9 protein-coding genes are annotated in these 26983 nt (G+C 40.5%); all 9 read right to left on the reverse strand.

The window, feature by feature from the left end; genetic code table 11:
* Positions 1 to 618: 618 nt before the first annotated feature.
* The gene (gene uvrB / locus ABJN95_RS19605; RefSeq protein ID WP_348372988.1) at positions 619 to 2607 is read right to left on the reverse strand and encodes an excinuclease ABC subunit UvrB; all 1989 of its coding nucleotides are present in this window, start codon (positions 2605 to 2607) and stop codon (positions 619 to 621) included.
* 89 nt (positions 2608 to 2696) lie between these two features.
* The gene (locus ABJN95_RS19610) at positions 2697 to 4151 is read right to left on the reverse strand and encodes a T9SS type B sorting domain-containing protein (protein ID WP_348372990.1); all 1455 of its coding nucleotides are present in this window, start codon (positions 4149 to 4151) and stop codon (positions 2697 to 2699) included.
* A gap of 10 nt (positions 4152 to 4161) precedes the next feature.
* The gene (locus ABJN95_RS19615) at positions 4162 to 5613 is read right to left on the reverse strand and encodes a T9SS type B sorting domain-containing protein (protein ID WP_348372991.1); all 1452 of its coding nucleotides are present in this window, start codon (positions 5611 to 5613) and stop codon (positions 4162 to 4164) included.
* Between the two features lie 11 nt (positions 5614 to 5624).
* The gene (locus ABJN95_RS19620; RefSeq protein WP_348372993.1) at positions 5625 to 7364 is read right to left on the reverse strand and encodes a T9SS type B sorting domain-containing protein; all 1740 of its coding nucleotides are present in this window, start codon (positions 7362 to 7364) and stop codon (positions 5625 to 5627) included.
* A gap of 37 nt (positions 7365 to 7401) precedes the next feature.
* A complete protein-coding gene (locus tag ABJN95_RS19625) occupies positions 7402 to 10107 on the reverse strand; it encodes a T9SS type B sorting domain-containing protein (protein WP_348372995.1) in 2706 nt (901 codons plus the stop codon).
* 236 nt (positions 10108 to 10343) lie between these two features.
* Entirely contained in the window at positions 10344 to 11177 is an 834-nt protein-coding gene (locus ABJN95_RS19630) for an ABC transporter permease subunit (protein ID WP_348372997.1), read from the reverse strand.
* A 12-nt stretch (positions 11178 to 11189) separates the two neighbouring features.
* On the reverse strand, positions 11190 to 12092 hold the full coding sequence (locus ABJN95_RS19635; protein ID WP_348372998.1) for an ABC transporter ATP-binding protein: 903 nt from the start codon (positions 12090 to 12092) through the stop codon (positions 11190 to 11192).
* A gap of 128 nt (positions 12093 to 12220) precedes the next feature.
* Positions 12221 to 14299: a DUF11 domain-containing protein gene (locus ABJN95_RS19640; RefSeq protein ID WP_348373000.1), complete on the reverse strand. Its 2079-nt coding sequence runs from the start codon at positions 14297 to 14299 to the stop codon at positions 12221 to 12223.
* A gap of 215 nt (positions 14300 to 14514) precedes the next feature.
* Positions 14515 to 26892 carry a T9SS type B sorting domain-containing protein gene (locus tag ABJN95_RS19645; RefSeq protein ID WP_348373001.1) on the reverse strand — a complete coding sequence of 4126 codons (12378 nt, stop codon included), beginning with the start codon at positions 26890 to 26892 and terminating at the stop codon, positions 14515 to 14517.
* Positions 26893 to 26983 lie beyond the last annotated feature (91 nt).

A 26983-nucleotide genomic window follows, 5' to 3' on the forward strand; every position in this document is an offset into this window, starting at 1 on the left:
TTAGTTGAGAAGCGTCTCTATTGTATGATAGGGGCGCTTTTTGTTAGCTTCAGTTTTAAAGATTTTAGGTCATGGGTAAAATATTTTGTAGGAAAAATTTAAAGAACAGAAATTGTATTTTCTTGTTTCAACCAGATGGGTAGTGTTAAAAATACATCCTCCAATTTTCTAAATTCGGATAGTATAGTGCGTACCAATTCAGTTCGCCTGCAATTGCCTTTAAAGAAAAGAACTGATTTAAATCACGCGACAAATTTAACTTGAAATAGCTGTAGGGTAGGGGGTAGTAAGAGGCGATTTTTATTGTTCTACATGAAGGCCGTAATGTACATTGTGAAAAGTAGCTGTTTGGATTTTTGTTTTGAAAAGAATTTCTTGATGTGGCACCTTATCGAAATAAAATAATTTTCTTTCAAGAAGCAAGACTGAGTTTTTGCGAAATACTTGACGAAGGCATGAAATACAAGTTATTTCGATACGATTTATAGATTTAGACTTGTCTAAAAAAATAACTTAATATATTTATTACCAGATGTTTAAATAGCATTACATGAATGAATAGATAATTATTTATATAATAGCTGCTATTTTGATTAAAAATACACTATTTACTGGACTTTAGTCCATTTCTTGTAATTTTTTTATTTCGTCTCGAAGCTTAGCGGCTTGCATAAAATCCAATTCTTTGGCGGCTTTTTCCATAGATTTTCGTTTTTCTCGAATTAGTTTTTCTATCTGATCCTTAGTCAGATATTCCATATCAGGTTCCGCTGCACGCATCTCTTCCTTTTCAAAATGATAGGTGGAAACAGAATTTTTTGCCAGTGCACTGTCTAGACTTTTGTTGAGTGATTTTGGAGTGATGTTATGCTCCTCATTGTAAGCAATTTGTTTCGCTCTCCGGTAGGTGGTTTCATCAATTGTTTTTTGCATACTCGCGGTAACCTTATCTGCATACATGATTGATTTTCCATTGAGATGTCTCGCTGCACGCCCTACAGTTTGTGTAAGAGAACGATTACTTCTTAAAAATCCCTCCTTGTCAGCATCTAGAATGGCCACGAGTGAAACTTCTGGTAAATCAAGTCCTTCACGCAACAAATTTACGCCGATCAAAACATCAAAAATTCCTTTCCTGAGATCTTGCATGATCTCAACACGTTCTAAGGTGTCAACATCGCTATGAATATATCTGCACCTTATGTTAATACGAGCTAAATATTTCGCTAATTCTTCGGCCATGCGTTTGGTTAAAGTCGTGACTAGGGTGCGCTCATCTTTTTCTACTCGTTGTTGTATCTCTTCTACGAGGTCATCAATTTGATTCAAACTGGGCCTCACTTCTATTATAGGATCCAAAAGACCGGTTGGGCGAATGATTTGTTCGGCGAATACGCCCTCGCTTAATTTCATTTCATAATCTGCGGGAGTGGCACTAACATATATAACCTGATTTTGCAATGCTTCAAATTCTTCGAATTTCAGGGGTCTGTTATCCATTGCTGCGGGCAGACGGAAGCCATAATCAACCAAATTCACTTTTCTAGATCGATCTCCTCCGTACATAGCATGTACCTGCGGAATAGTTACATGGCTTTCATCGATTACCATTAAGTAATCATCGGGAAAATAATCTAAAAGGCAAAAAGGTCTGGTACCCGGATCTCTACCGTCTAAATACCTCGAATAGTTTTCAATACCCGAGCAGTATCCCAATTCGCGAATCATCTCCAAATCGAAATTGGTACGTTCCTCCAAACGTTTGGCTTCAAGGGGTTTAGCAATGTCTTTGAAGTAATCTATTTGTTTTACAAGATCTTCTTGTATTTGATGGATGGCATTTTGGAGCACATCAGGCGATGTAACAAACATGTTTGCAGGGTAGATATTCAAGTTTTCATAAACCTCTAACACCTTGTTATTAAAAGGGTCGAAAGCTTCGATTTCTTCAATTTCGTCACCAAAAAAATGAATCCGGAATGCATGATCGGCATAACTTGGAAATACATCCACTACATCTCCCTTAACTCTGAAATTCCCGTTTCGAAAATCAGCCGTAGTCCGCGAGTATAGACTTTGCACCAGTTGGTGTAAAAACTTGGTACGGGCAATGACCTGATCTTTTTTGATATGAAGTACATTCTTCTGAAACTCCACAGGATTCCCAATGCCATACAAGCAAGATACAGAAGCAACGACCAAAACGTCACGCCTACCTGAAAGTAGCGAAGAGGTAGTACTTAAACGTAGTTTCTCAATATCCTCATTGATCGAAAGGTCTTTTTCTATATAAAGCCCAGAGGTGGGAATAAAAGCTTCCGGTTGATAGTAGTCATAGTAGGAAACAAAGTATTCTACTGCATTTTCTGGAAAAAACAGCTTAAACTCCGAATACAATTGAGCAGCCAAGGTCTTATTATGTGCCAAGACTAATGTTGGCCGCTGCACTTCTTCGATTACGTTTGCAACGGTAAACGTTTTCCCCGAACCTGTTACACCTAATAGGGTCTGGTATTTTTCGTTACCAGCTATGCCATCGACTAGTTGCTTGATTGCTTGTGGCTGATCTCCGGTCGGTTTGAACTCCGATACTACCTTAAATTTCATCTCCTAAAAATACGAAAGCAGAAGTACTTTTTGCTATGAAGTATCCAGAATTCCGGAGGAAATAAATTTTCAAATTTTGAAATGCCAAACTACCTTTTTAGTGTGAAGTGCCCTATCATTTTTTGCTGATTTCTTGAGATGGCCTTGAACCAATAGTCAGAAGAGGGCAGCGGTTTACCATTAAAATTGCCATTCCATCCTTTAGATTTTGGGTCCAGTTCCAAGAGAAGGTTGCCATATCTATCAAAAATTGAAATGCTTCCATTTAAAACTTCAAATACGTCAGCGATTTCGGGAGGCGGAACGAACTGCCAAAAATCATTGATACCATCGCCGTTGGGCGTAAAGAAATTTGGAAAATCTTCGGGCTTTAATCCTCTTTCTATCAGTCTAGAAACGATGCCACATCCGTTCTTATCGCGTATGTAGATCGTATGTGGTCCTTCAGGCACATTTATAAAAACAGGATCATCTTGATAAGTTCCATTTGGCTCATCAAGTGCAAATTCATATTCGCCAAGGCCCACAACATTTATCGTTACCTCTTTACCTGCAGTTAACTTTCTTATACCCACCGATTCAATAGTAGCCGCTTCCGACGGAACAATACTAAAATTTCTTGAACTAACACATTCCAAATTAACCCCTGATTTGGTAATAATGTTGTACGCTTCGAACAGGTAATTGCCAACATCATCAATTAGGTTAATTCGATCCTGTGAGATTAGGGTATTGGTATTCCCTTCCGTACGATACCACCTGAAACCATCCGCCTCGCCTAGTGGAGATACTAAGATAGGGCCACTATCTTTGCATTTGGTAAATCTGTTAGGAAGTTCTATTTCTGGCCTTGAGGAGCTTGTTGCTCCCGTAATAGGATCTATTTGCTCGCAGGGGTCATCTACTACACCTGTAAAAAAACTTTCCTCAGTACATGAAGCCATAGCACCATTTTCGTTTTCCGGGCGTACGGTTACGTAAATCCGTAAGTCTTGAGGTAGATCTACCGGAGGATTGTAAGATAGTACATTGCCCACATTCATTGCATTCAGAATATCAGTGCCTCCTTCAGACGTGCCTATTGATAACGTATAGCTTGTTGCGGTAGGCGCGTATGCCCATATGATATCAGTAACAATCGTAACGTTCGTGGCATCATTATCAGGTGCTACCAAAAAAGTACAAGGTGGGGGAGTGGTCACATCCGTGGTATTGAATATTATACTACCACATTCAACTGGCTGCGCATTGGAATTAAGAATACTTAGTGTTGCATAAATTCGAGTGTTATCGGGCAGGCCAACCGGGGCTTTGTACGAATTGATTATACCCGTGGGTTCCCGTGACAAGAGTTCAGTACCTCCCGGGGTGGTACCTAAAGAAATTAGGTAGCCATTTATGCCGGTTACAGCCGTCCACGTAATAGTAGCATCTACCGGCACCTCCGTTTCCCCATCCATAGGATATGTTATGACCGGACATTGTTGTCCGTAGGTTGTACAACCTATCATAACCACCACTATAGTTAGTAATTTCCGAAGCATACAGCAGCATCTATCGTTTAAGCGTAAAATGACCAAATATTTTCCGACGATTGAAGGTCACAGCTTTGAACCAATAGTCAGAGGCCGGAAGGGGGTTCCCATTGAAGTTACCGCTCCAACCTTTTGAGTTGGGATCTACTTGCGCCATTAAATTGCCATAACGGTCATAAACCCAAATTGATTCTACACTAATTTCTCCAGTATCGGGCGGAGGAACAAATTGCCAAAAATCATTGATTCCATCGCCATTCGGGGTAAAAAACTTAGGGAAGTCTTTTTTGGTAATGCCCCGCTCTACCAGTCTTTTAGAAATTCCACACCCGTTTTTGTCACGTACATATGCGGTATGCTCTCCTGTAGGGATACCGCTAAATACAGGGCTATCTTGATAAGGACCACCTTCGTTATCAAGGGCAAATTCATAATTTCCAGACCCGCTTACTTGAATTTCAATTTCCAGTCCGTTTGATTCTCTAGCTACATCAATTCTATTGATAAATGCTGCTCCCGAACTAACAACCATAAACTCCTTAGTGCTTGCACATTCTATGGTCGCACCAAATTGAGTTACCATATTATAGGCCTCATACCGATATTTACCAAAGCGTTCAATCGATACTTCATCGGTTTCGGAAAGCAAGGTTTCTGTACCATCACCATTTAGGCGGTACCAGCGAAAACCCCTAGCACGATCTCTAGATTTCAATAATTTAGCACCTTCGCCAGCACAAATGCCAATTTGATCTGGGAAGTCGATTTCGGGGCTGAGCTTGACCGTTGCCCCCGATACGGAATCATAGTACAACAGACAATCGAACTCTGGTACACCAGTAGTGAAACTTTCTCTTATACAGCTGCCGGCATCTCCATTTTCATTATAGGGTACGATTTGAACAAAAATCTCTTGGTCAAGGGGTAATTCTACTCTTGGCCTATAGGTTAATACATTGCCTACATCAATATTATCAGCAATTTCAGCACCTCCTGGTGAAGACCCAATGCTTATTCTATATCCTGTTGCGGTTGGCGCATAGGCCCATGTAAGTTTGCCGTTTACGGCAATATTTATGGCGTTGTCTACTGGTTCCACCAAATTTGTACAGCCTGGGGGCTTTGTAACGTCAACGGTTCTAAAGCTCTCCCCTGGGCAAAGTACAATTTGTTGACCGGGTAGAAACATCTCAATAGTCACGTAGATTAGGGTATCATCTGGTAAGCCTACTTCTGGAGTAAACGAGTTAATTAAACCCGCCGAACGCCGATTCAGAATCTCAGTGCCCCCCGGGGTAGTGCCCAGAGAAATAAGATAACCGACGATACCATCTACACTATTCCATGTAATTGTAGTGTTTACCGGAACCTCAATCGAACCATTTACCGGATTGGTAAGTCTTGGGCACTGTTGCGCATGGGATAGAAATCCGTACAGTATACATAAAACAGCTAACGTTATCTTTTTCATAGGTACCTATGCTAGCGTTTAAGAGTGAAATGGCCTTGAATTTTTCTATTCTCAAGTGAAATGGCCTTAAACCAGTAATCAGATGCGGGTAATGGTTTTCCATTGAAATTACCATCCCATCCTCGAGAAGTTGGGTCAATTTGTTTTAAAAACACCCCATATCTGTTGAAAATGGAAATAGAACTTATTTCTACTCTTCCGGTATCGGTCGGCTGAATAAACTGCCAAAAGTCATTAATTCCGTCGCCATTGGGAGTGAAAAATTTAGGAAATCCATCTAGGGTTAGGTCCTGTTCGAGTGTCTTTTCCGCAATTCCACATCCATTTTTGTCGCGCACGTAAAAGGTGTGAAAGCCTGGTTCTAGATTTTGGAAGCTGGCACTATCTTGATATGGGCCATCAACATTGTCAACCGCAAATTCGTAATCTCCCATCCCTGAAATTTGAACCGTAACATCAATAGTTCCATTTTGTCCGGTAATACTCAAGTCACCTATGGTAGCTATTTCCGAAGACACCACCTCAAAAATCTTAGAAATATCACATTCAATAGTGTTGCCAGATTGTGCAATGGTATTGTAGGCTTCATAACGGTATCTCCCTGTTTCATTAAGCACTACTTCGCGCTCAGTAGAGATGAGTTGTTCATTGTCAAATTGATCGACTTTATACCATCTAAACCCCTCGGCTAGGTCATCAGAACTCACCATCAAAGGAGCTTCATTTTCACAAAAAGAAATCAGGTCTGGAAAGTCTATGTCGGGCCTTAAATCAACTAATTCATTACTGATGGAATCGAAATAGGGTCCACACCCCAATAGTGTAGAAAATGATTGCTGTTCGCATCCCAGGGCCTCTCCTGCCGCATTGAAGGGAATGATGGTTACAAAAAAAGTGAGATTGGGTTCAAATTCAAGTATGAGCGTACTATTTTCTCTAAAGCTAACATTGTCTAAAACATTGCCATTGAAGGGTGTAGTTCCAACGGTTACGCGATATCCAGTAGCCTCTGGTACTTCGGTCCATTCTAAAACAGGCGATAACGCTACATTTATGGCTCCATTTGCCGGACTTATCAAAGAACTACAACCTGGTAAGGTAACCATAGCACCTGTAGTAAAGCTATAATCAGTACATAATGCAATTGCAGGACCATTGTCATTGTACGGAATTATGGTCACGAATATCTCAGTGTCTACCGGTAAATCCATTACAGGTTGGTAAGAAACTGCACCAACGATATTTTCACTGTTCACTATATCGGTGGCACCAGGAGCTGTTCCTAGGGAAATTCGATAACCTGTTGCCGTGGCAGTGTGGTTCCATACAATGGAAGTAGATACATTAACATTTTCTGACCCATCGATAGGAAATCGCGGGGTGGTGCAACTCGGTGGCTCCGTGACATCTTCGGTACGAAACATTTCCGTACTACAGATGATATTTTCCGAATTAAAGAAGAAAATGGTAATGGTTACATAGATATCTGTATTCTCCGGCAATCCTAAAGGAGGTTGATAAGAAGTTGCATTTCCTACTCCACGCTCGTTTACAATATCGGTACCTCCAGGTGTGGTTCCAATGGAGATCAAGTATCCCGGGGCACCTACAATACCGTTCCAGTTTATAGTGGCATCAACAGGAACATTGGTTTCACCATCTACTGGGCTGGTGAGTTGTGGACACTCCAATTGTCCGTAGGAAATAACACTACAGCACAAAATCAGATAAAATAGCAGTTTTTTTTTCATTTGATTTTAACACCAAACATTACAATATAGTAAAACTCTAGCGCTTCAACGCGAAATGACCTTTGAATTCTCTACCGTTAATTAGGGTTATTTTAAACCAGTAATCCGAAGCAGGTAGCAGCTGTCCTATAAAATTACCATCCCAGCCCGTACCTTTTGCATCTAACTGTTTTAGTAGTCTTCCATAGCGATCGTGAATCGAAATACTTCCTGCGACCATATCCTTACCAGCACCTATGAGTTGCCAGGTATCATTAGAACCATCGCCATTGGGAGTGAAAAATTTTGGAAAGCCAACGACGGCAATTTCTTTTTCCGAAACGCCACAACCGTTTTTATCTTGGGCAAAAACGGTGTAAAATCCGGGTTCAATATTTTCAAAAAGAGGTTCATCTTGATAGCTATCTCCATCTAGGGAAAATTCGTATGCTCCGTCTCCCGAAACCAAAGCCAAAATCGTATTGTTATCGGAGAAGTCTTCAATATTTATCTCTGTAAAAGTTGGGCGATTCGATTGCATGACTTCAAAATCGGTAGTTGTAGTACAACGCACTGATTTACCGTTATTTTCATAAACCACACCGACTTCCAAGCTATAGTTTCCCCCACTAGCAATACTAATTTGTTGCGACGCACCAATTTCCAACAGCTGTCCGTTATCAAGTTTAAACCATGTATAGGAGTCGAAACCGAAAGGTGCATCTATAACTAAGGCATCACCATCGCTACAGACTTGATAGGAACCCTCAAGAAATAACTCTGGAAGAGGGTTTACGATAATATCAATGGTCTGAACACTTCGGCATTGATTATCATCTTCGATTCGTACATAGATGGTTGTACTTGCAGTTCTGAAATTACCCTCAAGTGCGTTATCTTCTAATGACGCATCAGATAAACTTGAATAAAAGCTGGCCTCTTGGTCAGTGAATTCTTTTTGTAATAAATCATCTAAGTCTATAGTCCCAATCAGGGCCGAGTCTGCTTCGCTATCATCACAAATCATAATCGGGCCAAGGGAACTAACATCAACCGAAGTTGAATTTACCAGCAAGGTGATTTCACCAGTATCACTGCACCCCAATTCGTTGGTAACAGTATAAAAGAGGGTTTGAGAAAAAGCTTGGGTATTTGTAAAAACCTCCGGATTCGCAATATGATTTTCAATCTCCCAATCTTGAAGCGTTTCATAAAAAACAAAATCAAGTGCCTTTCCATTAGTGGCTTGACCTAAATCAAAAACGGTGAAACCGTCCGAGTTGTTTGTGTCAATATCACATTGTTCAAGCACTAACGCACTGGTTTCGGGAAGCGGTGCAACCTTGATTAAGGCCTCTCCGATAACCGGACAATCGGTTGGATTTCCGGTTTGAATGGTTAGGCGATATTTGCCCGAATCTGCATCGGTGGTAACTGGTATTTGCAATACGTTCCCCGAATTTGCTAATGGTTGCCCATCTTTTTCCCATGTATATGTAGCTCCTGGTATTTCTTCTACTTCCAATGTTGCAGGTTCTCCTGCACAAATTGATAAAGAACTGCTTGTGGTGCCGTCGGCATTTTTTAACAATGTGATTTTGTTGAAAAAGGATTGAATAAAAGGAGGAAGACCTTGGGTGGCATTCTTTCCATTGAGCGAGATGGCATTGTGCTCATAATTAGCTGCATCTCCTTTTTGATTCGGATTATGTATTACGCTTAAAAAAGGAGTGCCTTCAAAATAGTTTTTGGCGGCTGTTCTATAAATTTTTCCATTATCACCTAACTGAAGGGCACCACGGTATATCGAACGTGTATCGATTATTTCTTGAGATTCGGCAATGTCTAATGCTTTCATATCATACTGTAACAGTGAAGATCGATGACCTGACTCTGCGAAGATATCGTTGGAGGCATGGATATATAAAAATTCGCTGTTTGGCGAGAATTCAACTCCATAAGGTGCCTTGTTAGAACCCGATATAAAAATAGGCTCTTGATTAGCTAATTTACCCGTCACTGCATCGAAATCATAAACATACAAACCACCCTTCATATTGGCATTAGCCAGTTTTTTTCCATCTGGTGATATTTTCAGATACCCTCGAGGGTCTTCAATACGTAAATCATCAAAGGTGGTTTTCACCGCAGGTCTTACCACTCCTGTTTCGTTAATTTCAAAAGCGTGAAAGGTGTCAAACGTATTGGAGGTACCGCCCACAGATGCAAAGGTCAGAAGCCAAATCGATTGGTTCGAACAATCTTTTATGACGGCAGCAATTTTTTCAGAACAATCATTAAGTAAGGGAATGTTCTTCTGCGTTACAGCGCCTTTCCCGTTGTTTAAAGTAATATCAACAATAGAATAGTTCAAGCCTCGATCTGGGTCATTTTCGAATGCAGAGGTGTCTACGGTAAAAATATAGAAGATATCGGGGTCGCCTGGTTTAGGTACAATGAGTGCTGATTGGGTACTTGAAGGATCACCCAAGAGGTTACCTCCATTTTGCATCACCTTATGATCTTGGTCATAGACAATGATGCCATCTGTATAAAATAGCAAATCACCAAAACTGTCAGAAATGGTTGCACAGCCTTCAAAGGTATCTAGCTTTCCATTAGTGACAGGTACGACGCTGCCGTCAGTATTGAAAGTAATTCCCGCACCATTACCGAAATACCAGTTTGACGTCTCACCTTGTCCAAAAAAAAGAGCAGGGGTGAAGAGGCCTAGTAATAAGACTATTGAAATGACTCTCATCATAGCGTTCTCTGAGCCTCACAATATAGTGAAAGTATGTGTTTTAAAGAGAAATGACCATAAATTCCTTGGTGTAATTCAAGATAATGTTATGCCATAAGTCGAACAACGAAAGAAACTCACAGTTCATCGATTCGTTTCAAGCTATAGCATTGGAGTTGGTATGGTTGATACACTTTCTGTAATCGGTCTAAAGCGAAATTCATCGGTTTAATCGCTATACCTATAGCTTAACTTGACTATAAGTCGCGCTTTTTCAAAAGTGCGTAGGAACAATAAATGAAAACGGCCGTCCATCCAAGTACGATCACAATTTCGTACCAATGTACTGCATAATCGGTAGAGACATCTTCCCCAACAGTTTGCACCGCGGATCTGATAACTGAGAGCCTAGTAATTGGCTGTTCTATGGTGTTCCAGATCGATCCAAAGGGAAAAAACTGATAAATGCTATCCGCGTAGGCCTTGGAGTATTTCCCCATGAGGTACAAATACGGAATGAATTCGGCTCCAATGAACCAAATAAACAAGAAGCCTAAGGCAAAGGCAGAACGTTTAATTAGCATGCCAGCAAAAAAACAAAAAGAGAAAAACCCTAAGAGTTTAACAAAGTAGGCTACCAGGTATTCGAGATCGGAAAATATTATTGAAACTTCATTGTAATTGGAATAAATCAGTCCTAAAATCAATGAAACAACAAAAATAAATGCCGTTGAAATCAGAGAGAAGGTCAAAATCATAAGAAACTTGGAAAGTATAAACTCCTTTTTACTAAGCCCGTCGATTAGGTTTTGTTTAATCGTCTTGTTACTATACTCATTGGCAATCATTGACACAATTACAATGGCCAAGAATAGCTTAAGAAATGCGGCCATGAATGTGTTGAAATGCCAGATATACGGAAAATTGAATATGCCGATTTCAGCTACATTGAATTGAAGAGGCCCCCAATCGATTTTGATATTTACTATTAATGCAATTAAAGTCATCAATCCGAAATATGCTGTTATCAGAAAACGACTTGACTTATTGTTCCAAAGTTTTATAAATTCTATTTGAAGTAAACGTATCATTAGGCCGGTCGATTAGTTGGATTGATTATTGGTTAACTCTAAAAACTGCTCCTCGAGACTTTCTTTTCTTTTTACCAGATGGGATAGGAAAATACCTTTTTCGAATAAGGTTCGATTTAATACTTCCGCACTCATTTCTTCCTTCAGAAAAGCGGTTGTAAGTCCGTTTTCCGTTTTGATTTCACCAAAACTTGCGTTGTTTTCCAAATGCTCGATAAGGGCCTCTGATTGTGTAGTTTTCAACTCAAAAAAACCATGACTTGCCATCATGCCGTCTACACGGCCCGAATACAATTTTTCTCCTTTTCTAAGGATTACTACATGGCTGCAAACTTTTTCAACCTCGTCTAATAGGTGAGAAGCCAATAAAATTGTGGTGCCTTGAGATGCAATCTTTTTTATGATTTGCCTAATTTGATGAATGCCTTGGGGGTCAAGGCCGTTGGTAGGTTCATCTAAAATCAATATTTCAGGATCGTTAAGTAGGGCGGAGGCAATAGCCAGTCGCTGCTTCATACCCAATGAATAGGTTCTGAACTTACTGTTTTTGCGCTCGAGTAGTCCAACAAGTGCCAATTTCTCTTCAATTTTGCCCTCAGAAACCTCCTTAATTTTGCACACCAATTTAAGATTCTGTATCGCGGTCATATACGGATAGAAATTCGGCCTTTCAATAATGGCTCCAACTTTTTTGAGAGCGTCATGAGTTGAGGTATTTCCATCAAACCAAAGGAATTCGCCATCGGTTCTGTTTACAACATTTAAGACGACGCCTAGGGTAGTTGATTTACCGCTTCCGTTAGGCCCTAAAATGCCATAAACATTGCCTTTTTCAATGGTAAAAGACAAATCTTTGACAGCCGTTAAATACCCATATTTTTTGGTAAGGTTTTTTACCGTTAGAATTTTTTCCAAAGTAGGATGTGTTTAGTTGATTGATGAAAATAAAAAAAAGACATGGCTTGCCCGTTTAGTAGATCTGACGACTACCATCAGTTTTTGTTACAAATCGACCGAAAATAAAAATCTAGAGATCGTTAATTCTAGTTTGAATTGACCCTAATGGTAATTCGGCGATTGGTGATTACCGTTGTTGGTGGAATCATATTTACGGTAACATTCACGGTGGGGTTATCTGTAGTAATATTCAAATCTGTCTGATCTTGGGTTTTGGTAACGGAATTGGTGTAGGTTTGGGAATTCATGTAGATGTTAGTGATTCTAGCTTTAGCGGTCAAGGTCAGTGTTTCTAATTGCCCAGAGTTCAAAGTGCCTAAATTCCAATTTGGATTAGTGAAGGAACCTGAAGTAACAGCGGCAGAAACGAATTCCAGTCCAGTAGGTAGCATGTCTGTTAATGTAAGATTTGTAACCGGATTATCCCAAAAGTTTTCTACGGTTATAGTAAAAGTTATGTTGGTGCCATCAGCTACGTTATTTTGGTCAACACTTTTGTTCAAGATGATATCTGGATCACAATAATATACCGAGATTGAATTTGAATCATAAGTACAGGGGCCTCGCGTTACCCTAAGAAAGTAATCCCCTGCTGTTGCACCCGTATGCGATGCAGCAGTCGCCCCTGGTATTAATGTCCCATCGCTGAACCACTGATAAGCGTCAAAGGTTTCACCGCTCGAAATTTCTAGAACAGCACCCGGCAAACAGTTATTTCCTGTAATCTGTAGATCAATACTGGGTACCGTGTCAAAGCCAGAATAATACCCAGCCACACCTCTCGCTCCATTAAACCCGAAGAAACCTACGGCAATTGGCCCCGTAGATTGTACACTAACGTTACCCGTTAAACTCGGCAAGTAAAATGTTTTCCAATCTGCGGTGCCCGCTACGGTTGAGGAGGGTGGTAAAGTCACCGTACCACTACCATCGGTAACAGTAATATTACTGTCAGGTGTTGTAGTTGCTGCGGTAATTGTAACCCCTCCTGTAATAGTTACTCCAGCCGCATCGGTTATATCTGGAATGTTATTCATCGTGTCTGGTAAAAGACAGCTAACTGGAGCCACAAAATTTAATCCTTGGGTATAAGCGGCAGTTGAACCACCCATACACTGATACGCATAAACGTCTTTTGATGTTTCGACATACATATTTGAACCTACCGTATTTGCGGAGAAGTTATTGCTTGGTATTTCAAAGAAATCCCCTTCATTAATTGTTGCAATAGGCGTTCCTGATCCATTTACAAAAATTTGAGTATTATTTTCAGTAGCAATGATTAAGGGAAATTCTGTCCAACCATTTGAATTACCATTTCCTCTTATGAATACATATTCTTTACCCAATCTATTCTCTGGAACGGGTTGATCGATGCCCGCATCACGATTACTGCTTCCTAGTTGACGCCCGTAATTTAGTGACCCATTACTAATCACAATGTCTTTGTCTGCTTCTATTGAAGCCCCGATCCAACCCCTTTCATGGGCAGGAGTTGGCGAATTGCCAATATAGGTTTCGAAAACAAACGATTCATTTTCATCTAATGTTATTGTGTAACTGTCATCTGTTATTCCGGCACGATCATTACCTACTCTAAACTCACAATTGGGGTCATAACCCGAGAGTGTAACGGTTGTATTATCTTCGGTTGCCATAATTCCTAAGGTATTGCTCTTTGAAACTTGACTACCCAAATTTGGCACTCCTCCCCATTTAAAACTGGTGCCTAGTGCAATTCGCCCTTTTGAAGTTAGAGAAGCTGCTTGAGAACCTGACCTTCCTCTATAATTCACATAAAAATTATTTCCGCTTGGGGCTTCAAAACGCAATCCACCATCGCTTAGCACCACTCCTGTATTTGAAGCACTAACTAAAGTAATGTCGTTGTCACCGTTACTCAAGGTATATTCTTGAGGTGCGGTATTTGAAATGGTGAAACTGGCAATGGGTGTTGTATTGGTTCCTCTATAAGCATTTACCGTAAATGGAGTGGCCACAGGTGTTGATAAGTAAATTGATTGTTGCTGTATAGCCTGGTTGTTGCTTCCCTGTCTTAAGGGTGGTAAGTAGTGTAAATCGCTTAATTGGCTAAACCCGTAAAAACCGAAGCATAGCATAACCAAAATAAAAATTATTTTTCTTTTGGGATGAAAAAGCGGCATATGCGATTAGAGAAATAATAAGATTATACTTACAAATAAAATGGTTTTCACATCATATTAAAACAATTTGTTGTATACCCTCACTAATTTGTTGTAAAAGCACACTCTGGTTAATACGCTAAAAAAAGTTGAGTATGGCTGCCATTTAGCAGAGTGCCAAAATTTTAATTCTACAAAAAAACCATCCAAATTGGATGGTTTTTCTAAGCAGTTTTCTACCTGTATAGGGTAAAGTTACCCACAAATTCTCGATCATCATCTTCCCCATTTAGTCGTATAACATACCAATAATCACCAGTGGGCAAGTCGGCTTCCTGATAAAGACCATTCCAACCATCTTCGTTGTCTTTTATACGGTATACTTCTCTACCATAGCGGTCATATATGGTAATGAATATATCTGGGAACTGTTCAATATTACGTGGTATCCAAATATCGTTTTTTCCATCACCATCGGGGGTAAAGAAATTTGGTATTTCAATATCAATGAATTCCACAAATATTGAAGCTGTAGCTTCACACCCATTTTCATCAACTACACGAACTTCAAATGTATCCGTTCTTCGAATATAAAAAGTATTATCGTCAGTATTGTTCTGACCGTCGAAGTAATAGGTATACCCTTCCCTACCTCCAGTGGCTGTGGCCGTAATCTCATTCAGATCCAATTGTTCTAAGGTTAATACCAGGGTTTCGAATTCCTCTATTTCGAAATCAACTGTGGTACTACAACCGTTGGCATGAACTATTTGAATAAAATGATTTCCGGGCAATAGATTTTCAAAATTTGGATCTAGTATGAAATCATTTGGATTCGTAGAATTTAGGGCGTAAATAACATCTTCTTCGACCGAATTGTCTTCAAAGGTTAAATTTAGTCTATTTGTAGGGGTAGTTCCAGAACACTCATATATAACTTCTACGCTAGCATTTAGGTTGGCCCCAGTTTCAACTCTGATGAGATCCTGTACGGTACATCCATTGGCATCTTTTACATAAATAAAGTAATCACCTCCGGCAAGGTCATTGATGTTCAGTCTTCCTTCTACAAAATCAACATCATCATTAGAATTTATGGCTGAACTATATGGCGGTGTTCCACCTTGAGGCGATATGATAATAGCACCATCTTGATCACCAACACATATCTCTGGTGTAGCCGATAAAGTCATTAATAACTGGTCTGGCTCTGTAATGCTAAATTCTATCAACTCTATACAACCTTTGGCATCTTGAACGATTACGCTATAATCGCCTGTTGCAAGATTTTCAAAACTATTTTCGTTAACAAATTTGTTTAAATTAGGGGAAATCGAGAATTGGTAGGGAGCAGTGCCAAATTCAACGTCAATTTCTATACGCCCATCTTCGTCTCCGAAACAACTAATATTTGTTATTTCTGGTCTAACAACCAATGCTTCCGGTTCCGTTATCTCAATTACACTAGAAACTACTTCGCAATCTTCACTTTGAACATGAATATAATATGTTCCCTCAGGAATATTTTCAAAAGTACCCGTACTTTGGTAAGGCCTAACCTCGTCGGTATGCGCCAAGTCCCTAAACAATCCATACTGGTAATTGCCAAGACCGCCATCAGCGACCCAATCGATTACTGCTGTTGCTTCCCCGTTACAATTGATTGCAGGAATTATGTTTGGATTTACAGGATCGACAGTCAGAGTTTCAATAGTATTTATGACGATCTCATTCGTCGGAAATCTTGCATCACAATTTAGATTGTCTTGAACAAAATAGTGATAACTTCCGGGGGTTACATTTTGAAATAAATGCGTATTTGGTCCATTGATTCCATTCATTGCATTGAAGTTGACACCATCGGTACTCCAGAAATAAGGTCCAGTGCCTCCAGTTACGCTAAGCTCAAGTTCCGCATCTGCGGTGCAGCTCAATGCCTGGGTTAACAATAGCACTCCTTCAACCTCTATTGGGTTTACAATTTCCACTGGTACCGCATCCTCGTAGCTACATCCCAAATTATCTTCAACCAAGATGGTATAGAATCCAGATCCCTGATTGTCGAAAACCGGAGACGCTTGCACTGCTGAAAATGACAACAATGTAGTTTTAGCAGCGTCACTGTATTTATTCAAAGTATAACTGTAAACCGGAGTCACATTTCTAGGTGGTACAGTCGTTAACACAAATTCTACTCTTGCGTCATTATCTCCTTCACAAGCCAAGCTTGTTGCCGATAGTGTACCAGCAATAGGGTCTGTAGGGTCTAGTGTAAAAGTATTTGGGAAACTTCTTGTACAACCTAATGCATCAGTTACTTCAAGACTATATTGACCAGCGTTCAAACCTTGGAAAAGGTGTGCATTGACACTGGCAACGATGGGGTAAACCGTAGTTGTGGTTAAATTGGTCAAAGTAATGTCATACGGTGCAACCCCACCCACAGGAATGATATGTGCACTACCACGATCGTTGCTACAGCCAACATCAACTAAATCGATAGTTGCAATGGTGATGTCAGCATCAGGTGCGCTTATTGTAAATGCTCTAAATTGACTACATTCTGGAAAAGCGTCTTGAGTAACCTCCACAATATAATCACCCGCTGGCACATCAAAAGGAGCCCTCGGGTCATTGCCCAATGGCATACTCATTACCATAGTATCATCTAAGCGGTCTGTTGGCGTGCCTTGCGGATCATATATGGTCCAGCTATAATTTCCGGTATAGGTTGCATCGGTTATATTTAGTTGAATTTGGCCATCATCACCAAAACAAGTAACATCGGCAATTTTTTGAACATTAAGACTAAAGGTATTCGGGTCTTCAACACTATGATTTACCGTTAATTCGCAACCTGTACTGATATTACGTACACCAAAGGTATACGCTCCTGGTGCTAAATTGTTGAACGTACTATTGCCAGGTGCCTGATACACTGTTGCAGGTAATAGTCTGAATTCATAATTGGTTGGGTTCGCTCCAAAGTTTGTGATGCTACTTGAAACATCGATACTGATGTCCTCTCCAGAAGAAGTACATGAAATAGGGTTCAATATACTTACTGATGCGCTATTCAATTGGTCAAATGCAGGAACAGTAACAATTTGTTGGGCCATACAACCTGCACTATCAAAGACTCTAACAATAACATCTCCACCTGCTATATCTGTAAAGTTATAGCTTGATGAGGTTCCATTCTGAATGTTACCGCTAGTCGCTTCTTCAAATTCGAATATGGAGAAATTATTGCTTCCACCAGCAATACTTGAGGTGTTTATCGAAATAGTCGCGTTGTTCTGACTATTTCCGCTAGAACACTGAAATGCATTCACTGTGGGAAGGTCAAATGTAATATCTAGTGGCTCATTGATAACAACATTGCTCAATACCGTTGAACAACCATTAGGTCCAGTTCCGGTAATCTGGTAGGTGTCTGGAGGTAGGTTTTCATAGGTTGAGGTTGTTGCATTAAAGGTCCCATTATTAGGCGATAAGGAATAGGTTAACGGATTGTTACCATTATTTACCTGTGTTAGAGCAATGGAGCCATTTGTATTTCCAAAACAATTTACATCAGTTGTTTGGTAACTAAAATTAGGTGCGATTGCCGAAAGAACTTCGATACTAAATGTACGAGGACAGACAGGGTTGCTAGTCATGTCATACACATTTATGGTATAGGTATCTGCTAAAGTTATAAGTTGGGTAACGCTTGTACCAACCAAGGTTTGTCTTGCTACAACATCTGCCGTAGATGAATCTAAAATTTCATATTCGTAATTACCCGAGCCTGCAGAAACTTCAATACGTATGGCAGCTTCTTGCCCTGGGCCACAACCGAGATCATCGGTTAATACCGCTGTAGCTTGAATACTGGGTTCTACCGTAAATGCTTGTGAAACGGTACAACCAGCACCGTTTTTTACAACTGCCGTATATGCTCCTGGTATTATATTGTTGAAAATACCAGCGTTGTCAAAATAGGTCGTACCTCCATCAATTGAAAAAAGCAAAGCTGGAAAGGCCGGACTACTACCTTGAATGGTAACCGTGGTGGTCGCAGCACAATTGTCAACATTCAAGCTGGTAATTGTGGGGTTTTCAGACAAAGTCAAGCTTGTAGTTAATACTGCCGACGAGCAGCCAAACTGATCGGTGATGGTTACATGATAATCTCCAGCAGGTGAATTTACCGGTATTTCAATCGGATTATCTGGAGTACTTGTTTGGGTTACGAAAGGTGCCGGACCAGTTACAGTATAGGTAAATGTGCCACCCCCACCTTGTATGTTTTCAACAAGAATAAGACCCGGGGCTTCGCATGAAATGTCTTGAACAGGATTGAGAGTTGCCGTAATTGCATCCAATTCTTCTAATATCAAATTTTCGCTAGCGCTTATACATTGTGATGTGTTGCTACCATCAACTTGGCTAACCACGATATAGTATTCATTGGCAGCAAGACCAGAAATATTTATGGTACTTGCATAAGGAACAATTCCACTTGCTTGAATGACAACATCGTTAATATCATAAAGAGTCCAGTCCATTTGAGGCTCAGTTGAACCATCAGTATCTGTTATAGTATAGGTGATTTCACCGTTATTCGCCGCATTACATGAAGGTTCGTAACTAGCGGATATCTCCATGGGGTTTGTCGTAATATCATTTACGTTTACGGTACTCTGTCTGACACAAGCTGGAGGCCCTGATGAATCACGAACATAGAACACATAGGTTCTACCAGGAACCAGATTTAGCCACTCGTACATGCCTTCTCCTGCCGGCACTGCGTTATTTAAAATATCAATATTACCACCTGGTATCCAAGTAGCCGTGTTTGGATCAAAATTTGCCGGATCTTCAGCAAACGAATATTCATAGGGTGCTGAACCTTCAGAACCTTGAACTTTTACCCGCAATTCGTCACAGTTCACTATTATTGTAGTAAGGCTGATATCTAGGTCATCTAATGGATAAGGAATAATAAAAGGAGGCAAATCGGTTTGACAAATTGTGTTATTCGATCCATCGACGGTTCGCATTGATGGATTGACCGTGTCACCAGATAGGTATCCCGTAAGTTGATCAGACGTTCCTGGCGCGCTGTTATCTCCAATCCAGGTCAACCCTCCATCGGCACTAAATTGGATTGTACCCAAAGTTGTAGGATAAGCGCTAAATCCAAATCCAAAGTCATTGATATTACCTGTACAATTTGCTGGGGTAATACCAGTAACCGTAGCCGTTAATTCGTCTGGCTGGGACACTGTGATTGCAGATTGCGTTAGCGCACAGCCATTGGCATCGGTAACCACGACCTCATAGTCTCCAGGAGTCAAGTTGAAATAAGTTCTTGATGTATTGACCACCCCTGTCTGGGTTTGGTTCGATGTTCCGTGATCTGTGTCAACTAACTGATAGGTATAGGGTGCTGAACCTGATGTTATGGTAACCGCAATGCTACCGGTTCCTCCGAAGCAAAGCGCGTCTGTTGGTATTGCATTGTATGCCAAAACTGGTGCGGTATCTACCGATACCGTTCTCATGAATTCGCATCGAGGTGCGATTCCTCCATTATCGCGCACATATACGTCGTAGTCACCTTCAGATCCGCTACTTACCGTAAATGCATTGGATGAACTAAAATGGCTGTCTAAAACTGTAGTGCCTGTTGGTAAATAGGCATACGCATAATTGCCGTCGCCTCCTGTTGCGTTTACAGCGATACTTCCGTCGGCACAAGCTGTGACGTCAACCGGAAAAATTTCAGCCGTTAAGATTGGAGTGATGGTTACTGTCTCGATGGTTGAAGTACAGCCATATTGGTCACTAACTTCAACGCTATAGCTACCATCTGACAATCCGTTAAAAGTATGTGTACTAGCAGTTGATGGGCTAGGTGTAATCCAAGGGCCGTTAACTCCGTTTACATTTAATCTAAAAGTATAATTACCATTACCAGTATTTACAGTTGCCGTAATACTTGCATTGTTCAAACCGTCATAACAACCTGTAGGAACCGTCAAATCAAAATCAATATCCTCATAACGTGCTATGGTTACTGCAGTTGCCGTTATTTCTTCGCAACCTTTGGCATCTCTAATACGAACTAAATAATCTCCTTCTGTTACATTGGTAAAGGTAGCATCAGTCTGAAATGGTCTGATTTCGTTGCCAAGGGTATCTTCTAAGCGGTAGCTGTACCCGGGAGTTCCACCTGTTGCTGTTGCTTCTAAAGTACCACCCGTATTGAAACAAGTATATGCGGCAGTTTGACTTAAAGATGGAACAATGGGAGATGGATCTGTCAAAGTGAAGGCAAAGTCAGTTGTACAAGAGCTAGGAGTAGCTAGCGGGAGACTTTCTATTTGTATGGTATGTGTACCTGCACCAAATGAAGTAGCCGTAGTTACTTCAGATACCAAAGAGGTGGTCCAGTTCAGACCATCACTTGAATACCTGAAACCGGTAGCAGGAAAGTTCAATACTTCAAAGCGTACCGATCCGTCAGCACCGGTGTTACAACTTGGGTCAGTAGTTCCAAGTACATTCACTGAAAACTCCTTATTATCTTCAACAACCACAGTAATATCAGCCGTTTTTTCACAAGCTTCAAGTAATTGAGAAACGGAAATGTCATCTAATATCAAGTCGTTGCCATCATTACTGTTTACGTTTGATCTAAATACAATATCTATTTCGGTGCTGGCACCCGGGTTGAAAGAAATAGTACGCTCGTGCCAATCGGTATTATTGTTGTTTTTAGGTATTTCAGGAGCTACTTCACTATGAATCAGGGTTCCAAGGTTATCAAAAATTTCAACTAGCACCTCAGGATTATTTCCTGTTCCTGTGGTGTTTTTAAGATTGTACGCCCAGAAACCAAGAGTTACTTCCCTATTTGCCGATACTTGAATATTTTGTCTTCTCCATAGTATAGAATTGAGTACTTCATTGCCAGTATCTGAGAATGTACTTATATCGATTGCTAAGAACCTGCCATCTATTAAGCCACTGTGGTCTTGAGGACTTGTCAGTGATGAAATGGGATTAGTTACTAAATTGGTCACCGTATATTCTCCATTCACCAATATACCAGCCGGACCTCTATTGCAGCTTACTGTAGATCCATCCTGTGGTTCATAACAATAATCTGTACCTATTTCCGCTATTTGCGTGTTAGGGCCAGTACCAAAATTCTCAAAAAATACAGTACTTTGATCAGGTGAAGTGATATTGGAATAACCAATTGTAATAGTATGAGTGCCATCAGCAACGTTGTTAAATACGTTGTTATCTGCAGGCGCGTTTGCAGCTCCATTAAGAGAATAGCTATATGTAAAATCTGTTGTATTAGATGGTGTAATCGTAATTGCACCTTCGCCAATACAGTTATAGTCTACCGAGTTAGAAAAAGTAGGGTCTATCGTAGTTGTTGGAACGGTAAGTTCCATGTTATACGTACAGCCCAAAGCATCTCTGAGGGCGAAGTTATGTGTCCCTGGAAGTAGGTTTTGTTCATCAACCCCACTAAAAGTACCGCCATTAAAACTATACTCATAAGGCATTTGTCCACCGGTGGCATTTATTATTTTCACTAAGGCTCCCGCAGGATTACAAGAAGCATCTTCAATAATTGCGGCAGATGCCGTTAATCTGAAGGGTTGTACGATTTCATAGTCAAAATCCTCAATACAGCGCGTTCCTAGGTTACCACTTGAGTCCATGACCGTGATGGTATAGTGCCCTGCAGCTAAATTGGTAAAGGTGTTAGCGTTTTGATAATTGGTTCCTCCATCCAAACTATATTGATAAGGAGGCGTACCACCAGTAACGGTTATGCTCATAGTAGCCGTTGAAGTGTCGGCACAAACAATATTAGCATTGGATGCCGATATTGATAAGTTACCCAAGTCTTCAACGCTAACAGAATTTGAAAGGCCATAACACCCGTTGCCATCTCTGAGGATAAAAATATAATCACCATCCCTATTTGGATTACCCGCATCACCGAAGAGAAAAGTCGTTTCCGTTTGATAGGCTGAATCTGGAACCGATGCTTCATCTGCATATTGCAAAACACCATCAATGCTCCAAATGGCCATTTCGTATTCCGGACTCGGCAAACCACCGGCAGGGGTCAGATTAACCACACCAGGATTACAGCTAATATTTTCCGAAGTAATGGCACTTAGCGTCAATTCATCAATACTAGCTACCGTAATATTGCTTGTGTTAGAGCAGCCATCTTGCGTACTTGTGATAAGGATGTAATCGTTAGGGGTTAAATTTAAAAAGGTGTGCGTATTGTCATTTACTGCTGTCTGACTGCTTACAAGTGAACCTTGACCACCATTGCTTCCATCATCTAGGAAAAGCTCATAGCTATAATTAGGTCTAGCGTTTAAGGCAGCAATTGAAACAGTGCCTAAATTATTACAATCAGCAGGGGAACTATCTACGGTAGCATCAAATATCAATTCTTGAATACCAATATCTTCCGTTTCGAATATACACGAACCTACAATTGGCGTATTGTCTGCAGGGTTTAATGCGGTAACTTGCACACGGTAGGTACCATTATTTGCAATAGTAAAGCTTGGCCCGTTGTTAGCAGAATAAGGCACGATAATGCTATCATCAATTGCGTTGATTAGTTGAAATCCATAACCCGCACCAATATTGGTAACCCTGATATTTCCGGGTGTTGTACAAAGAATATCTTCTGTGGTAGTTAGAATTTCTAAGTTGTTTTTAAATACATTGAAATAAAACCTACTAAAACATCCATTTTGGTAGTTAATAACGATTCGATATTCTCCTTCATCGGTTATCGTATAATTATCTAGCGTAGACACATTCGACCAAGTACATGTACCATTTTTATTTGCACAATCAGCTGCGGCATCAGAACAACTTCCTTCATCTAATTTTTGCCAAACAATGCTCTGAGCATCAGTTATACCTAACTGAATGGTAGCCTCATCATTTGTTCCGCAAAGAAATATGTTGGGTAGTATTTCACCGTCTATTGAACAGCTGACAATTTCACCTTGTAAGTCATTATCGGGGTTTGCATCACCATTTACTTGGTTAAAATATTCAACTATCGGATTGGTCTGAGTGGTTCCAAATCGCTCAACCTCCATAATTTCTATTAAATCAGGACATGTGCCATTGGAAATTTTCTCAACAATATAGGTGCCTATATTGGTTACCAATAGGGTTCTTGGATTTGTATCTGGATCACCATCATTCATCGCGCTATCGCCAGCGTCGATTTGACCATTACCATTTGTGTCTAAAAACCAATTATAGGTAGTAAAGCCTTCACCGGCTGTTAAAATGACATCGTCTCCACAGAGCTGCACGGTTCTTGCTTCATTGCAATTCGCAAGGTCATTTAAAATTGAATTTTCAGCCACTTCAGGTGTTCTAGGGCATGCAGTAATTGAGTTTGACCCATTCTCATCTGAAAATACGTTTGTATTGATAACTCCACTGTAGGTCGAATACGCATAGTTTTGCAGTTGCGATGAACAGGCTGATACAAAATCGGAACAATTTGATGCAAGGGTAACCCGAATTCGTATACTATATTCAGGATCTCCAACTTCTACCAGATTATCGGGAACATCAATCGTTAAAATATTTGTGTTGATATCATAATTATGTGTGCTCCCTGGGGCGTTGGTTACATTTATATTATCTAGGGTGAGATTTGAAGGTAAGACATCTCTAATAGTGTACCCTGTAGCGTTGTCATCTCCAGTATTTTGAAATCTAAGAACGTACTCAAAAGTTTGTCCTAAGCTTAGCGCTTGCCCATTAATATCATTACCTCCCAGATCTTCAGAAGTATTGCCTAATAAGATTTCTGGGGCAAAAACCCTTAGATAAGATGCAATATCGACAGTTCCATCATTGGCATCAACCACAGGTACTCCAGTTCCATATTCACCGCCATCGCCGCCATCGGCGTTTTCTTCTTTATAAAATTCATTGGCGTCGCTGCATCCATCCCCATCACTGTCAAGATCTAAATGATCTGGAATACCATTAGCATCCGTATCGCAACCGGCGGTCAAGAGTTCGCCCTGCATGTTCGTTGGGCCTGCCACGCTTTGACCTATAGCGATGGTATTCGAACCTCCTCCATTCCAGGTAAATGCGTTTGCCGGTGTAGCTAGGGTCATAGGCTCCAATGGGCCATTTGATGTACGCGAGCCAAATAGACTGAACTCACCCAATTGATTTACTACTACTCTGATCAGTGGACTTCCATGAGTTCCAGTAAGTGTATAGATTTGAGGGTTTCCACTTTCTCCGTACCCTGAACCATCTAAAAACCTTGCAAAGTTGCCTGGTGAATTCTGAAATTGGATTTCACCTGCTAGATCTGCACCGTTTAACTGAAGATTAAAAGAATTATCTAAACTAAAAATGTCTAGAATGAGGTAGTTATCTACACTCATCAAATTGCTGTTATGTGTAGTACCACTATTTATATTGAAAGCAAGACCACTACATTCGTCCACATCATAAATACCGTCATTATCATCATCTTGATCAACGATATCAATGACTCCATCATTGTCATAGTCGTTGTGTACCACAATATTTGCTGAAGTAGTATCTTCTGTTAAGTTCGTATCAGTTTGATCTTGTGTATGGGTAACGGTGTTTGTAAGGCTTAGTAATGGTAAAGTATCTATCGCATCAGCCTGAACTTCTAGTTCTAACTCCGCGACTTCGCCCCCATCTAATGTACCTATGTTCCATGTACTTCCACTCCAGTTTCCAGTAATGGTAAATGCATTCACCAAAGAGAGTCCGGTTGGAATATTGTCTGTTATTTGAAGATTGGTCAACGGACCTACACCCCAATTTTGTACCCGTATGGTGAAGGTTGCTGTTTCCCCTTCAATAATTTCTGCACGGTCAACGGTTTTTTCTATATGTATATCAGGATCACAATAGAGACCCAAAATAGGATTACTATCATATGTACATGGACCTTTGGTACCTCTTAAAAAGTATTCACCGGCACCATTAGGAATATAAACTGGACTGTTAGCACCAGGTATCATAACCCCATCTTTATACCATTGAAATGCATCAAAATTGCTGCTTGTAGCTTCGTAAATTTCAGAACCAACAAAACAACCAGCACCCCCTCTGATTTCGAGCGAAACTTCTGGTACGGTATCAAAACCGGAGAAATATCCTGCAACTCCTCGGGCGCCGTTGTAGCCAAAGAAGCCAACAGCCATAGGCCCAGTTGATTGAACGTTTACATTGCCATTGAGGTTTGGAATAAAGAATGTTTTCCAATCAGATGAACCGGCCACTGCATTGGATGCTGGTAAGCTTACCGGGCCATTACCATCTGTTACCGTTATGTTTGAATCTGGTGTGTTAACGGCGGCAATAATAGTTAAACCTCCTGAAACAGCAGTACCAGCCATATTTCGGATATCTGGAATATTGTCCATCACATCCGGTAATAGGCAGTTTACAGGAGCCACAAAGTTCAAACCTTGTGTATACGGTGTACTTGCACCGGCCATACATTGATAAGCATAAACATCTTTTGACGTTTGCACCAACATATTGGCGCCAACGGTGTTTGATGAGTACATATTACTAGGCACCTCAAAATAGTCTCCGTTATTTATGGTGGCAATTGGGGTTGCAGCACCATTGACAAATATTTGGGTGTTATCAGCGGTCGCTATTAAAAGCGGGAATTCTGTCCATCCATTCGTATTTCCATTACCACGTACGAATACATATTCTTTTCCTAGACGGTTTTCAGGTACCGGTTGATCAATACCGGCGTCACGATTTGTTGCGCCAACCTGTCGACCAAAATTCATAGATCCGTTACTAATAACGATATCTTTATCAGATACTATTGAGGCTCCAATCCATCCATCTTCATGTGCCTGTGTCGGTGAATTGCCGATGTAGGTTTCATAAACAAATGATTCATTAGCGTCAAGAATAATTTGATGTGTATTGGCCGTTATACCAGCCCTATCATTGCCAACCCTAAATTCACAACCAGGATCATAGCCAAAGAGATTAATGGTCGTATTATCTTCGGTAGCCATTATGCCTAAAGTATTAGACTTTGAGGGGTGTTGTCCACGATTGGGTACACCTCCCCATTTGAAATTGGTACCCATGGCTTGGCGCCCTTTTGAGGTCAACGAAGCAGATTGTGCATTACTACTACCTCTATAGTTTACATAAAACCTATTGCCACTGGGCGCTTCGAAACGGAGTCCGCTATTATTGAGAACAATACCAGTATTGGCGTTATTGACTAAAATTATATTGTTATCACCATTAGACATGGTGAATACCTCTGGGTTGACATTTGAAATAGTAAATGTATCAATTGGCGTGTTGTTAGTACCTCGGTATACATTAACCGTAAACGCAGTAGGTTCAGGAGTTGATAAGTAAACAGCTTGCTGGCGAATTCCAGCATTATTTTGCCCCTGTTTTAATGGCGGTAAATAATGTAGATCACTCAACTGCGCTTTTGCAGAAATCGCAAATCCTATTAGGAGAAAAAGTAAGAGTAGTTTTCGTAACATAAGGGGTCACTTTTTTTGATTGGCTAGGCACAACCTGCCAAAGACCAAAAAAAGTATAACTTCGGTACTTCAACAAAATAATGTTGTAAAA

It is taken from the genome of Maribacter sp., assembly GCF_039974175.1.
GTDB lineage: Bacteria > Bacteroidota > Bacteroidia > Flavobacteriales > Flavobacteriaceae > Maribacter_C.

Coding starts and splice junctions, on each gene's coding strand:
- uvrB (WP_348372988.1), bottom strand. CDS start 2,607: ATGAAATTTAAGGTAGTATCGGAGTTCAAACCGACCGGAGATCAGCCA.
- ABJN95_RS19610 (WP_348372990.1), bottom strand. CDS start 4,151: ATGCTTCGGAAATTACTAACTATAGTGGTGGTTATGATAGGTTGTACA.
- ABJN95_RS19615 (WP_348372991.1), bottom strand. CDS start 5,613: ATGAAAAAGATAACGTTAGCTGTTTTATGTATACTGTACGGATTTCTA.
- ABJN95_RS19620 (WP_348372993.1), bottom strand. CDS start 7,364: ATGAAAAAAAAACTGCTATTTTATCTGATTTTGTGCTGTAGTGTTATT.
- ABJN95_RS19625 (WP_348372995.1), bottom strand. CDS start 10,107: ATGATGAGAGTCATTTCAATAGTCTTATTACTAGGCCTCTTCACCCCT.
- ABJN95_RS19630 (WP_348372997.1), bottom strand. CDS start 11,177: ATGATACGTTTACTTCAAATAGAATTTATAAAACTTTGGAACAATAAG.
- ABJN95_RS19640 (WP_348373000.1), bottom strand. CDS start 14,299: ATGCCGCTTTTTCATCCCAAAAGAAAAATAATTTTTATTTTGGTTATG.
- ABJN95_RS19645 (WP_348373001.1), bottom strand. CDS start 26,892: ATGTTACGAAAACTACTCTTACTTTTTCTCCTAATAGGATTTGCGATT.